This is a genomic window from Streptomyces sp. NPDC001927 (assembly GCF_053594455.1).
The window spans coordinates 181,977-194,694 of sequence record NZ_JBSFEN010000008.1 but is presented as its reverse complement, the minus strand read 5'-3'; the positions used below and the strand labels follow the sequence as shown (position 1 = coordinate 194,694).

General features: G+C 72.2%; 9 protein-coding genes and 1 tRNA gene. 4 read left to right on the top strand and 6 right to left on the bottom strand.

Annotated features, from left to right (window positions below; all coding sequences use genetic code 11):
- Nucleotides 1–10: 10 nt before the first annotated feature.
- The 4 genes from ACWCO8_RS22920 to ACWCO8_RS22905 form a co-directional block, all read right to left on the bottom strand.
- Nucleotides 11–1,060: a hypothetical protein gene (locus tag ACWCO8_RS22920; RefSeq protein ID WP_451033788.1), complete on the bottom strand. Its 1,050-nt coding sequence runs from the start codon at nucleotides 1,058–1,060 to the stop codon at nucleotides 11–13.
- A gap of 81 nt (nucleotides 1,061–1,141) precedes the next feature.
- Nucleotides 1,142–1,215: transfer RNA gene (locus tag ACWCO8_RS22915), tRNA-Ala, on the bottom strand.
- Between the two features lie 397 nt (nucleotides 1,216–1,612).
- Nucleotides 1,613–3,319: a beta-1,3-glucanase family protein gene (locus ACWCO8_RS22910; RefSeq protein WP_451033787.1), complete on the bottom strand. Its 1,707-nt coding sequence runs from the start codon at nucleotides 3,317–3,319 to the stop codon at nucleotides 1,613–1,615.
- A gap of 147 nt (nucleotides 3,320–3,466) precedes the next feature.
- Nucleotides 3,467–4,243, bottom strand: a complete 777-nt coding sequence (locus tag ACWCO8_RS22905; RefSeq protein ID WP_451033786.1) for a cysteine/serine endopeptidase inhibitor — start codon at nucleotides 4,241–4,243, stop codon at nucleotides 3,467–3,469.
- A 377-nt stretch (nucleotides 4,244–4,620) separates the two neighbouring features.
- On the opposite strand from ACWCO8_RS22905, the gene ACWCO8_RS22900 reads away from it, so the two are divergent.
- From ACWCO8_RS22900 to thpR, 3 genes are read left to right on the top strand one after another with little or no spacing between them, the layout of a single operon-like run.
- A complete protein-coding gene (locus ACWCO8_RS22900) occupies nucleotides 4,621–6,729 on the top strand; it encodes a SpoIIE family protein phosphatase (protein WP_451033785.1) in 2,109 nt (702 codons plus the stop codon).
- A complete protein-coding gene (locus ACWCO8_RS22895) occupies nucleotides 6,726–9,209 on the top strand; it encodes a SpoIIE family protein phosphatase (RefSeq protein WP_451033784.1) in 2,484 nt (827 codons plus the stop codon). The genes ACWCO8_RS22900 and ACWCO8_RS22895 overlap by 4 nt, the downstream gene beginning before the upstream one ends.
- On the top strand, nucleotides 9,206–9,850 hold the full coding sequence (gene thpR, locus ACWCO8_RS22890) for an RNA 2',3'-cyclic phosphodiesterase (protein WP_451033783.1): 645 nt from the start codon (nucleotides 9,206–9,208) through the stop codon (nucleotides 9,848–9,850). Before ACWCO8_RS22895 ends, thpR begins: the two co-directional genes overlap by 4 nt.
- A 22-nt stretch (nucleotides 9,851–9,872) precedes the next feature.
- On the opposite strand, the gene ACWCO8_RS22885 is transcribed toward thpR, so the two are convergent.
- Nucleotides 9,873–10,238 (bottom strand): hypothetical protein, encoded by a 366-nt coding sequence (locus tag ACWCO8_RS22885; RefSeq protein WP_362016093.1) that lies wholly within the window; start codon nucleotides 10,236–10,238, stop codon nucleotides 9,873–9,875.
- 203 nt (nucleotides 10,239–10,441) lie between these two features.
- Here ACWCO8_RS22885 and ACWCO8_RS22880 point away from each other — a divergent pair, with 203 nt between their 5' ends.
- On the top strand, nucleotides 10,442–11,992 hold the full coding sequence (locus ACWCO8_RS22880; protein WP_451033782.1) for a right-handed parallel beta-helix repeat-containing protein: 1,551 nt from the start codon (nucleotides 10,442–10,444) through the stop codon (nucleotides 11,990–11,992).
- A 58-nt stretch (nucleotides 11,993–12,050) separates the two neighbouring features.
- On the opposite strand, the gene ACWCO8_RS22875 is transcribed toward ACWCO8_RS22880, so the two are convergent.
- On the bottom strand, nucleotides 12,051–12,644 hold the full coding sequence (locus ACWCO8_RS22875) for a DinB family protein (RefSeq protein WP_451033781.1): 594 nt from the start codon (nucleotides 12,642–12,644) through the stop codon (nucleotides 12,051–12,053).
- Nucleotides 12,645–12,718 lie beyond the last annotated feature (74 nt).

Here is a 12,718-nt window from a genome sequence, read left to right as displayed (position 1 = left end):
GTCGCAGGGATCAGAGGGACGCGGAGGCAGAGGGGGTGCTCCCGTTCTGTGCCTCCTGTGCCCGGTCCGCCATCATCCGTCCGAGCGCGGTCAGCGACGGTTCCAGGTCGCCTGCCGCCGTGGTGTAGCGGACGAAGACGACGACCGTTCCCACGAGGGCCCCTGCCTCGGCCTCCTCGATGGATTCGTCGTCCTCGTTGATCATGTTCTTGCCGGGGGTCAACCGGAAGGCCGTACTGGTGTCACCCATGGATGGGAACGACATGAGGGTCTTCTCCGAGGAGTCCGCCAAATCCTTGCGCAGCTCTTCGAACGCCTCGGCGGCGTGCGCGGCGCTGTCGAAGGCCCCGACGTAGAGCACGGCCGTCTTCTGCGGCCCCTCGCGCCCCATGGTCGTCGTGGCGGTGAACAGATGGCCCTCGCATGCGGGCTGGCAGCCCTGTTCCCCCGTGGTCACCTCCGGATCGCCGTCGCTCTTGAACTCGGCCGGCAGGCTGTTGCTGTCGGGAAGGACGCTCTTGACGGTGGCCAACTCGGTGAGGGGAACCACCTTGCGCTCGCCCTCGCCGTCGCCCAGCATCTGCACCACACTGCGGAAGCCCAGTGTGACCAGCAGGGCCAGCACCACACCGATGACGGCGAGGGTGACCACCGTCCCCGTCGTCTTCTTCAGGTGCAGCGGCCCGACGTTGATGGTGGCGTGGTTGGCGTTGCCGCCGATGTGGACCTGCTGGGTGATCGTCGGCGGGTGCGACGGAACCGGTGGGGGCACGGCGCGCAGCGCGGCCCGCAGCTGGTCGGCGAGGCCAGGGTCCCCCTCCAACTCCACGGTCAGGCGTGCCCGCACGGCCTCCGCGGCCTGCTCCGATCCGGGTTCCCCGTCCCACAGATCCAGCGCCCCGCGCCCCTCGTCCGAGCGACCGACTTGGCTGCGTACGAGCTCCGAGAGGCGGGTGAAGGCGGCGGTGCCCGTGGTGGTGCCGGTCGCGGTGCCGGCGCCGGACGCCGCGCCCGAGGCGAGGGCGCTGACGACGGCACCCGCCAAGTCCGTGGGTGACATGGACACATCTTCTCGGAACGGAAGGGGTTCCCGAAGGAGAGTGGGTCAAGTGGGAGGGCGGCGTCCGCAACGGTTCCAGGATGGGGCCGGCCGGATTCGAACCGGCGTCCTCCCACATGCGGTGAAGGCGCGACGACCACTGCGCTACGAGCCCCATCCCGGTGGTGATCATACGAGTTGGCCGCCTTGCCGCGCACTCGACTTTGCGGAGGACGGGGCGCCGCCGCGCAGCTCGCCGGGGCGATCGGGCCTCGGGGGGCGGGCCGGTGTTCTGGGGGCGCGGTGGCATGTGCCGCCGGAGGGGATGTGCGACTGGCGCTGTCCGCGGCGGAGTGAGGGGTCCGGGCCAGGGGATCTGGCGCCCGTGGCGGGGCGGTCCGCAGGACGGCGGGGAATCCGTGCTGCGGACCGGGGCCACGGCTGGAACGGTGCCGCAGTGGCGAGACGCGTCCCCCACGAACACGGTCTCGCTGTCCCATCCCTTTCTACGAGAGCGAGCGCGGCGGGGTTCAGGTGCGATGGGCCCCCAAGCCCGCCGCTCGTGGACGTGCGTCAGTCTGCCCAGGGCGGGGCGACCGCCCACGTGGTGTCGGCCTCGAAGGTGTCGCCGCCGTCCCACTCGTTCGGGCCGCCGGGGTCCGCGAGCCAGAGTTCGGCGTTGCAGTGGCGGAGGTAGCGGTCGGGGTAGTTCGCGGAGGTCAGCCGGAAGCCGCCGGGGGCCTCGGTGGCGAACCAGGTGGCATCGAGCTGGAAGAGGTCGCTGCCGTCGTTCGGGTGGCGGTGGACCCGGGAGTTCCAGTGCCGCAGGAACTCGCCGGGGCGGTTGCGGGACTCGAAGGAGTAGCCGCCCGTGCCCGCGAGCCCGGGGACGATCCGCCAGGTCGCGTCCTCCCGGAGGAGGGCCTCGCTGCCGGCGTCGACGACCTCGGTGAAGGCCAGGCCGCCCGAGTGGCGGACGTACCGGTCGGTGAGTCCGGGGTTGGTCACCCGCAGGGACTGCCATTGGCCCGTCGGCAGGCCGGTCGCGGTGTCCGCGCCGCCGCCCCCTCCGACCGGGCCCAGGGAGACCGTGAGCAGCGTCGGGTCGCCCGCGGTGACGAAGCCGGACTGGTCGGCGCCGTTCGTGGGGGTGACATCGTCGTACGGGAAGGCGTAGCCGCGGCCCTCGTGGGTGTGCGCGTGGACCAGGCGCGCGTAGTGGTTGGTGGGGGACGTGGAGTAGTAGCCTGCCGGGTTCTCGCCCTCCGGCAGGTGGTCGGTGGCGAGCAGGGTGCTGCGGTTGAACGCCGCGCTGATCCTGGCGGCCAGCGCGCCCATCGCGGGCGTGGTCACGGCGAACGGGCCCGTGGAGCAGCTGAAGATGTCGGCGGTCGACGGGCGCCCGAAGGAGCCGTGGCCCGGGAAGTCGAGCCGGTCGCCCGCCACTCGGCCGCGCAACTCGCCCCACTGGGCCTGGGTGTTGACGATCAGATCGGTCTGCGCGTACTTCGTCCAGACCTGGTCCACGTAACCGTCGTAGTAGCCGGTCAGGAAGCCCGGGTCGGCCGCGATGCGCTGGCTCGGGTGCAGGACGCGCAGGTTCCGGCCGCCGGAGGACACCACGAGCCGGTCCCAGGGCAGGCCGTCGGCGGCGCTCTGCACGCGCAGGCCCTGCGCGATCGAGTCCACGGAGCCGGGACGAAGCCCGGGCACGTGCTGGACGGCCCCGGAGGCGGTGGTCAGGTGAAGCTCCACGGGGAGGGACACGAAGTCCACGGCGGAGACGTTCGCGTACACCACCGAGTCGTTGAACGTGAACTCGGCGAACGACCACTGGGTGGCGATGTTCGGATCCGAGGGGTTGCCCACCGAGGGCTCGACGAGCGTGGGCCCGGGGTTCAGCCAGAAGTCGAGCGGCGCGTCGACGGAGAACCAGATCCGGGCGCCCGCCAGCCGGGGCACGGTGATCCGCCGGGGGCCCGAGCCCGACGGGCCGAGCGGGATGGCGCAGTCCGCGCCGAGTTGCGCCCCGGGGGAGCCTGGGGATTCGGGGTAGTAGGGAGTACGGCCGTCCGAGCTCAGCAGCATCCACGCGTTGCCGCGGTCCAGGGCCAGGCCGCTGACGTACGCGTAGACGGTGTCGGAGCCGGTGTTGTTGACCAAGTCGATGTCGAGTGTCAGGCCGGTGGCCGCCGCGGCGACGTAGGCCGGGCGGGCGGTGAGCGCGGCGGCGGCCAGCGTCAGGGCCGACGCGCCGAGCAACTTTCTACGGGAGAGCACGCTGTGACTCCTTGCGGCAGGGAGGAGGCGCGGCCACCCGCGGCCGGATGCCGACGGACATCGGGCCGCGGGCGGAGCGGATGGGCTCGGGTCAGGTCAGGTCAGTTCGAGTCAGGCCGGGTCGGTTCAGGCCGGGTCACGTCCGGTTCAGCAGGGGCCGTCGAGCTGCCAGACGGCCCAGGAGATGGGGTCGCCGGGGGTGGCGCCGGTGGAGTAGAAGAGGGCGGTGTACTGGTTGCCCGCGTGCGCGACCGTCTCGCCGGGTTCGTACGACCGGCCCGCGTCCCAGCCCGGCCCGACGGCGCAGCCGGTGTCGACCCGCTCGACGATCCACGACGAGGACGCCTGCTCGGGCACGGTGGCGGGGGCCGGATCGGGCGCCACGGGAGCCTCGAACGTCTCGACGGCCTCAAGGGTGTCGGGGGCTTCAGGGGCAGGGGTGTCGGCGCCGCCGTCGACGGTCGTGGTTTCGGCCGCGTTGGCCGCCCCCGCGCCGCTCTCGCCGTAGACGAACTTCCACGAGATGCTCTCGGTGACGCCCATGTCGAGCGGCGCTAGCTTCTCGAACGCGGTCTTGCTGAGGTCGATGTGCCCGGGAGGGCATTCCGGGCACTTGTCCCGGACCGGAAGCGTGAGCGTCCGGCCGTTGTACGTGACTTCGACGGAGACGCCCTTGCACAGGTCGTCGTTGTTCGGGTTGGCCGCCGTCCACCAGGCGTACGAGACGGCCACGAGGTCCTCGGCGGTCGCGTCGACCGGCGTACCGCACGCGCCGTTGCCGACGAGGTCGTACCAGGTCATCTTGGACGGGCGCGGTCCGTCGGCGGGCTCGGCCGCGGTCGCGGGCCCGGTCCCCAGGAGCGCCAGTGACACCGTGCCGAGCAGACCGGCAGCCCACGTTCCCCTGTGCCTGCGTGCGTTCACATCGTTCTCCCCTGTGTTGGATTCCGTGGTGTGTCGCGGCCGCGGGCAGGCGGGTGGTGTCGGCATCACTCACGCACCCCTCACCAGGTCGACCCGCGCAGCCAACAAGCCGTGACAGGGCGGGCGTTCGGATGGGTGTGTGCCTGCCCCATGGGGGTCTACGACGGCACGGAGCCAACCGTTCGATGGGTGGGGATCAAGGGTGAGCGGATTCCCCGGGGCCGCGGGGCGGCCAGGTTCTTCGCGCCCCGGCAGGGCCAGAAGGGGTCCCCGCCGCAGGCCCCGCTGGCGGTCCGTCCCCGCGGCGGGATGATGGAGGGGACCCCGTGCGTCCGCTCCGCACGTGGACGCGGGGCGTTGAGGAGGATGCGGTCTGGATGAGCGCGGCCTTTCCTGCAGGCCCGGACGCGGCGGGCACCGACCTTGCCTGGGAAGCGGGCGGGCTCCTCGACGTACTCGGAGTGGCCGCGGTCGTACTGAACGCGAGCGGGCGCATCGAGCTGTGGAGCCCGCAGGCGGAGGCGGTCTTCGGATACCCGGCGGACGAGGCCCTGGGCCGACCCGCCGCCCAGCTCCTGGTCGAGGACCGGCACCGGGCGGTGGCGCTTTCCCTGTTCGAGAGCGTGATCGCGGGCGGCGGGCCGTCGGTCGGCGTCTTCCCGGCACGGCACAAGGACGGCCGCACGATCCCGGTCGAGATCCGCTGTACCCGGCTCCAGGACGATCAGGGAGGGGTTCACGCCCTCGGTCTGGCCTCCGACGGGAGCACCGTACGGCGCGTGGAACAGGACCGTTCCCTCTCCTCCCGGCTGGTCGCCCACTCGCCGATCGGCCTGGCCGTCCTGGACCCCGAGCTCCGGTTCGTGCTGGTCAACCCGGCACTGGAGCGCATCGACGGCCGGCCGGCCGCCACCCACCTGGGCCGTTCGTTCCGCGAGACGGTGGCGTCGCCCGACGTCGCCGCGCTGGAATCGACGCTCCGAGAGGTGCTGCGGACCGGGACTCCCGTCCTGGCCCGCACCTTGCGGGGACCCGCCGGACCCGACGGGAGGGAGCGGGTGTGGTCGATGTCCCTCTACCGCCTGCAGACCCCGGGGCGGCTCGTCATCGGAGTGGCCGCGTCGGTCGTGGACATCACCGACCAGCACCACGCGGCCAAGGCCGCCGCGCAGGCGCGGCGCCGCCTCGCGGTCGTCGCGGACGCCTCCGAGCGCGTCGGCACCACACTCGACCTGGACCTCACCGCTCACGAACTCGCCGACCTGGTCGTGCCGGAATTCGCCGACATCGCGGCCGTCGACGTCCTGGAGTCCATCCTGGCCGGGCCGCACCTCCCGGGCACCCGGGCGACCCCGGGGACGGCGGTGTTCCGCGCGCTGGCGGTGAAGGCCGCGTACGCCAGCCCTGCCGAGGCGGCCGCCGACCCGGTCGGCGAACCGGCCCGCTACGACACGGAGCGTCTCGTCACCCAGTGCGCTCGGACCGGCAGGCCCGTCCTCGTCGAACACGTCACGGAGGACGACCTGGCCCGGATCGCCCGCGACGGCCCCGCCGCGGAACTCCTGCGGCAGGCGGGCATCCACTCCTACCTCGCCGTCCCCCTGCGCGCCCGCGGTGTCGTCCTCGGCGTCCTCGACCTGAAGCGCGCCCGCAACTCGGCCGCGTTCGACCAGGACGACGTCCTGCTGGCGGGGGAGCTGGCGGCCCGCGCGGCGGTCGCCATCGACAACGCCCGCTGGTTCCGGCACCAGAGCGAGGCCGCCCTCGTCCTCCAGCGCCACCTCCTGCCGCACGGCCCACCGGGCCTGAAGCGGCTCGATGTCGCCGCCCGCTACCAGCCCGCCTCGGCGGCCGTCGAGGTCGGAGGGGACTGGTTCGACGCCATCCCGCTGCCCGACGACAAGACGGCCCTGGTCGTGGGCGACGTGATGGGCAGCGGAATCAACGCCGCCGCGACGATGGGGCAGCTGCGCACCGCCGCGCACACGCTCGCCGGACTCGGCCTCTCCCCGGCCGTGATCCTGAACCAGCTGGACCGTACCGCCGCCGACCTCGACGACGCGATGGCCACCTGCGTGTACGCCGTGTACGACCCCCACCGGGGTACCTGCTGCCTGGCCTGCGCCGGGCATCCGCCACCCGTGCACGTGCAGGCCGGCCTCGCCCCGCGCCTGCTCGACCTGCCCACGGGCGCGCCCCTCGGGGTGGGCGGCGTCCCCTTCGAGACCGTGGAGATCCCGTTCACGACCGGTGACCTCCTGGTCCTTTACACGGACGGCCTGGTCGAGACCCGGGACCAGGACATCGACGTCCGGCTGGCCGTCCTCACCGACCTGCTCGCGCAGGCGTCCTCGCTTCCTCTGGAGGAGACCTGCGACTTCCTCCTCGGCGCGCTGAGGCGCCCTGACGACCACGACGACGTCGCCCTGCTGATCGCCCGCGCCCAGCCCCCGTCCGGGTACGGCGGGAAGGAGGCGGCACCGTGAACGGCTCCTCGGGCCCCGGTGTCCCCGGCCTCCCCCGTGTCCCCGACGACGGCCTCCCGCCCTTCTCGGAGGAGACCGCCGCCGCCCTGCTCGACAGCCGAGGACGGGTGAGCGGCTGGACGCCGGAGGCCCGGGCGCTGCTCGGCAGGTCCGCCGCGGACGTCGTCGGCCGGCCCGCGCGCGCCCTCCTCGCGGACCCCCTCTCCTGGCCGGCGCTCGCGGCGGCGTACGCCCGCGGGGCACGGCGCGGCGAGGCCGTGCTCCGTACCGGCGGGGGTGAGGACCTGCCCGTCGTCTTCAAGACGTTCGGCCTCACCGACGGCGAACGAGACGGCGCTACGAAGGAGAACCGGGCCGGAGACGAGGCCTGGTGCCTCGTCCTGGCGGCCCCGGTGGCGATGGCCACCCGCTGGAACCAGGACCGGGCGTTCGTCAATGAGCTCTTCCTCCAGGACCGGGTCGGGCTCGCCGTCTTCGACCCGGGGCTGCGGCTCCTGCGGACCAACACCCACCTCCTGCCCTACACCGGCGTACCGCCCGACCTGCGAGGACGCCGCCTGTCGGACTTCCTGTGGCCCGGGGACGCGGAGGCCGTGGAGGAGCAGCTACGAGGGGTCCTGAGCACCGGCCGGCCGCTGGTCGGGGTCGACCAGATCCTGCGGACCGTCGAGGATCCCGCCGGCGGCGTGTTCATCACGATCTCGGCGTTCCGGCTGCAGGCTCCCGACGGCCGGGTCCTGGGGCTCACCGCCCTCTTCACCGACGTCACCGAGCTGCGCCGCTCGGACGAGCGCCTGGCCCTGCTGCACCACGCCACGGCCTCGGTCGGCGGCTCGCTCTCGGTCAAGGACACCTGTACGGAACTGGCCGCGGCGCTCGTACCCGGTCTCGGCGACGTGGCCGTCGTGGAGATCGCGGACACCGTGCCGCTGGGCGAGGAACCGGTACCCGACGAGGAAGGCCGGCTGCTGCTGCGCCGTACGGCCGTCGCGGGACGGCCCGCGGCAGGCAGCACGCCGCCGGCCTCGACCGTCGTCCGCGTCGCCGCCCCGATCGCGGACTCCGGCGCCACCAGCCTCACCGTCACGGGGGTGGACGTCGGGGGCTACTCGATGACCATGACCGCTCTCCTGCGCGCGCGAGGAATGATCCTCGGCAGGGTGGCGGTGGGCCGGCAAGCCGCCCGTGGCCCGTACGCGAAGGCCGACCACGACCTCCTGCGCGAGATCGCCGACCGTGCGGCCCTCGCCCTGGACAACGCCCGCCGTTTCGCGCGCGAGCACCGGGCGGCCGTCGGCCTGCAGCGCAGCATGCTGCCGCCCACGCAGACCGAGACCGTCGCGGCGACCACCTCGGGCACGTACCTCCCCGCCAGCACCGCGACCGGCGTCGGGGGAGACTGGTTCGACGTCATCCCGTTGTCCTCCGCGCGTGTCGCGCTGGTCGTGGGGGACGTCGTCGGACACGGACTCGCGGCCACCGCCACCATGGGCCGACTGCGCACGGCCGTCCGCACCCTCGCCGATCTCGACCTCGAACCCGACGAACTCCTCACCCACCTGGACGACCTGGTCGCCCAACTGGTCGCCGAACCCGAGGACCCGGAGGAAGAGGACTCCGAGGACTCGGAGTACGACGGCGGGGACGCCGACGCCGACGACGGCGACGGGTGGCACGACCGGCACCCTTCCTCCTCCACAGGCGCGACCTGCGCGTACGCGATCTACGACCCGGTGTCCCGGACCTGCGTCGTGGCATCGGCCGGGCATCCACCGCCGGCGGTGGCGGATCCGCAGGGCAACGTCACCTACCTGCCGGTCGACCCGGGCCCACCGCTCGGCGTCGGCGGGCTGCCGTTCGAGACGACGGAGGCCGACGTGGCCCCCGGCAGCGTCATCGCCCTCTACACCAACGGCCTGATCGAGAACCGGGACGGCGACCTGGAGTCGGGGATGGCCGAGCTGGCCGGTCACCTGGCCCGCCCCGACTCCCTCGGCGGGCCGCTGCGCGACCTCGGCAGGGAGATCGTCGCGGGCCGGCCCGCCGTCGGCCTCGGGGACGACGTCACCGTGCTGCTCGCCCGTACCCGAGCCGTACCGGCCGAGGACGTGGCCGTCTGGGAGGTCGAGGCCGAGCCGGCGTCGGTGGGCACGATCCGGGCGGCCGCCGAGGAGCAACTGCGCGTGTGGGGACTGGAGGAGATGGCCTTCACCACCGAACTCGTCCTGAGCGAACTGGTCACCAACGCCATCCGGTACGCCGGCGGGCCGGTCAAGGTACGGCTGATCCGCGCGGGCCGGCTGATCTGCGAGGTGTCCGACCCCAGCGCCACCCACCCCCGCATGCGCCGGGCCCGACTGACCGACGAAGGCGGCCGCGGCCTCTACCTGGTGGCCCAGCTCACCACCCGCTGGGGCAGCCGGTACAGCCGGAGCGGCAAGACCATCTGGGCGGAGCAGGAGTTCGGACCCCCCGAATGACCCGACCGGCGCGGTGCGATACGAAGACTCCCGTGAACGATCAGAACCAGACCTCGACCGTCCGGGCCTTCATAGCGCTCGCGCCGCCCGACGACGCCAAGGCGGAGCTGGCCCGGGCGCTGCGGCCCGCCTACGAGGCGTACCCGGACATGCGCTGGAACCGCATCGAGGACTGGCACATCACCCTGGCGTTCCTCGGAGAGCTCCCGGTCGCGACCGTACGGCTCCTCCAGCGGCCGCTCGCGGAGTTGGCGGCGGCACACGGCCCCCTGGAGCTGGCGCTGCGCGGCGGCGGGCACTTCGACGGACGGGTGCTGTGGACCGGGACCGACGGCGACCTCGAAGGCCTGCACCTGCTGGCCTCCGAGGTACGCGCCGTGGTCAAGGGATGCGGGATCCCGCTCGCAGACCGCCCGTTGAACCCGCACCTCACGCTGGCCCGTGCCCGCCGCAACGACCCCACGTCCGTGGTGGACGCGGCCGCCGGACTCGACTCCTTCACCGGCCGGCCCTGGCCGACTCCACGCCTCCACCTGGTCGCCAGCAACACGGCCCGAGGCCCGGGCCCGATCCACTACCGGGACGTCGACTCCTGGCCCTTCGGCGGAGGCGGCGGAAGCGAAGGCCACGGAGGCCACTGAACCGCCGCGCGCGGTGCGCTGATCAGTGGCCCTCGTCGAACAGCCCGGCCTCCACCTGGAAGGCCAGCGTCTGCAACACCTCGGCGGAGGTGATGTCGGTCTGCCCGCTGTCGTGTGCCATGGCGAGGCTCGAATAGGCCAGAGTGAAGCCGGCGATCATGGTCTGCAGAGCGGGCCCGAGCGCACGGGCGACGACCCGAGCCACCTCCTGAGGGGTGGCATCGGCGGGCACGCGAATGGAGGGCAGCATTTCGTTCAACATCTGCGTCACCACGGTGGATCCGAGCTCGGAGTTGTCCTCGTCCTCGCCCGCCTGCGCGGCACGACGGATCTCCTCGGCCTCTGTCAGGATGCCGATCACACGCTTCAGGACCTCAGCTCGCTGCATCCCCGGAGCCTAGCCTCACCGGCGCCCCGCCGGTCCCACCTCCTCGGACGGAACAGAAACACAAGTGCCCGCTCGTTCCGTGCATGGGCTCGACCGAGGAGGGCGTGGAAGTCTCCCTCCTGCCGGCGACGGCTCTGTCGACGGTCCTGTCGATGGCTCTGTCGACGGCCCTGTACCAGACTCGGGAGAACAGCCTTATGCGGATGACTGGTTGGGGAACGAGGGCGCTGCTCGCCGTGGCGGTCGCGGCCACGGCGGGCGCTGTGCCCGCCCATGCGGGCACGCAGCCGGGCGACGGCGGGCGCCACGTCGGCACGACGTACTTCATCGACTGCGGCTCGGGTTCCGACACCGCCTCCGGCAGGTCCCTGGGCTCGGCGTGGGGCTCGCTGGAGAAGGCGAGTTCCGTCACCTACGGACCGGGCGACCGGATCCTGTTCAAGCGCGGGAGCACCTGTGCGGGTGTGTTCGCGCCCAGTGGTTCGGGTGCGAAGGGCGCGCCCGTCAGGGTCGACGCGTACGGGCAGGGCGAGAAGCCGCGCATCGAGGGTGGCGGCGCCCGCGCGGCCGTCCTGCTGGAGAACGTCGAGCAGTGGGAGCTGCGCAACCTGGACGTCTCCAACAAGGGCGCCGCGCCCGGCCCGGAGGAGCGCCGGGCGGGAATCCTGTTCCGTCTCACGGACTTCGGTACGGGTGAGCACTACGTCGTCGACGACGTGGACGTGCACGACGTCAACGGCTCCGACCACAAGGACCCGGACCCCTCGGGCGGCATCCTCTTCGTCGTCCGTGGCACGGCGACCCCGACCCGCTTCGACGGCATCACGGTCACGGACTCGACCGTCAAGCACGTGGACCGCACGGGCATCGCCACGGCGTCCAGCTGGGGCAAGCGGCCCGAACACCCGAACAGCGGCGCACCCGGCTGGGCACCGAACACCAACCTCACGATCCGGGGCAACAAGGTGATCGATGTCGGCGGCGACGGCATCGTGCTCCAGCACGGCCACCACGCGCTCGTCGAGCGCAACTACGTCGACGGGTTCAACATGCGCTCGGCCGGCTACAACGTCGGCATCTGGGCGTGGAACTTCGACGACGCCGTGTACCAGTACAACGAGGTCACCGGCGGTCACGGGACGCTCGACTCGCAGGCCTTCGACTTCGACGGCGGGAACAACCGGAACGTCTACCAGTACAACTACAGCCACGACAACGAGGGCGGCTTCCTCCTCGTCTGCAACGCCACCGGCATGAAGACCTCCGACAACGTCTTCCGCTACAACGTGAGCATCAACGACCGCAACACTTGGAGCCCGCCGTACGGCGTGATCTCCGTGGTCTGCCCGGCCCCCACCACCAACACCCAGGTCTACAACAACACTGTCGTGACCAACCAGCAGGGCACGGCGATGGTGAGCGACAACGGCAAGGGCGGGGTCACCTTCCGCAACAACATCTTCGTCAGCACGGCGGAGGGCGGTTCGCCGATCGTCGACGCGCTGAACACGTACGACCACAACCTTTACGTGGGCGTGGGCGCCGTCCCGGCGGGCGACGCCAACGCCGTCACGGCGGAGCCGAGGTTCCTCGACGCCACCCCGGACACCCCGGGCGACCTGCGCCTGCGCTCCGGCTCCCCGGCACTCGGCGCGGGCACGCCGATCGAGAACGCCGGCCCGCACGACTACTTCGGCAACCGCCTGTACGGCACGACCGACATCGGCGCCCACCAGCGCCCGGGCCTGAAGTAGCCCATTGACGGCCGGGGCGGGGCGGCAAAGCCCGCCCCGCCCCGTCGGCGACGCCCGACTAAACAGCAGGCCCCTGGGCCTCCTTGGCGGACGCCTCAAGCCTGTTCCAGTACTCCTCGTACCAGGCCTCGTCGCCGCCGTCCATGTTGCTGTGGGACTCCCGCATGCCGGTGCTCCCGTCGATCAGCTCGCGCACGATGTCGGCGTGGCCGGCGTGACGGTTCGTCTCGGCCGTCATGTGCAGCATGATCCGCTGCAGCGTCACCTGGCCGTTGTCGCCCCACCACGCGACATGGCCCATCGCGTCGAGCGGCAGTGCCTCGATCGTCGCGTCCGCGTGCGCCCAGGCACGGTGGTAGAGGCCGAGGATGTCCTCGCGTGACTCGTCGGCGGGTGCCCACATGTCCGCGTTGGGCTCGGAGCCCTCCTCGTGCCAGGGCAGGGATTCCTTGTGCGGGCGGTCGAACGTCGGGCCGAAGTAGCCGAACTCGACACTGGCGAGGTGCTTGACGAGGCCGAGCAGGTTGGTCCCGGTCCGTGTCAGAGGGCGGCGGATGTCGTACTCGGACAGTCCGTCCAGCTTCCAGACGACGGCCTCGCGGGCCGCCTTGAGGTACCGGTGCAGGTCGTCTTTCGGATCATTGGGCTTCATGGCCCGAGTCTCGCATCGCGGACCGACAACGCACCCCCGCCCGAGGGCAGGATGCAGCCGGTCCGCGATGCGGG

Excerpts from the sequence above, each read along its gene's own strand:
- ACWCO8_RS22920 (WP_451033788.1), bottom strand. The coding sequence starts at position 1,060 with ATGTCACCCACGGACTTGGCGGGTGCCGTCGTCAGCGCCCTCGCCTCG.
- ACWCO8_RS22900 (WP_451033785.1), top strand. The coding sequence starts at position 4,621 with ATGAGCGCGGCCTTTCCTGCAGGCCCGGACGCGGCGGGCACCGACCTT.
- thpR (WP_451033783.1), top strand. The coding sequence starts at position 9,206 with ATGACCCGACCGGCGCGGTGCGATACGAAGACTCCCGTGAACGATCAG.
- ACWCO8_RS22885 (WP_362016093.1), bottom strand. The coding sequence starts at position 10,238 with ATGCAGCGAGCTGAGGTCCTGAAGCGTGTGATCGGCATCCTGACAGAG.
- ACWCO8_RS22880 (WP_451033782.1), top strand. The coding sequence starts at position 10,442 with ATGACTGGTTGGGGAACGAGGGCGCTGCTCGCCGTGGCGGTCGCGGCC.
- ACWCO8_RS22875 (WP_451033781.1), bottom strand. The coding sequence starts at position 12,644 with ATGAAGCCCAATGATCCGAAAGACGACCTGCACCGGTACCTCAAGGCG.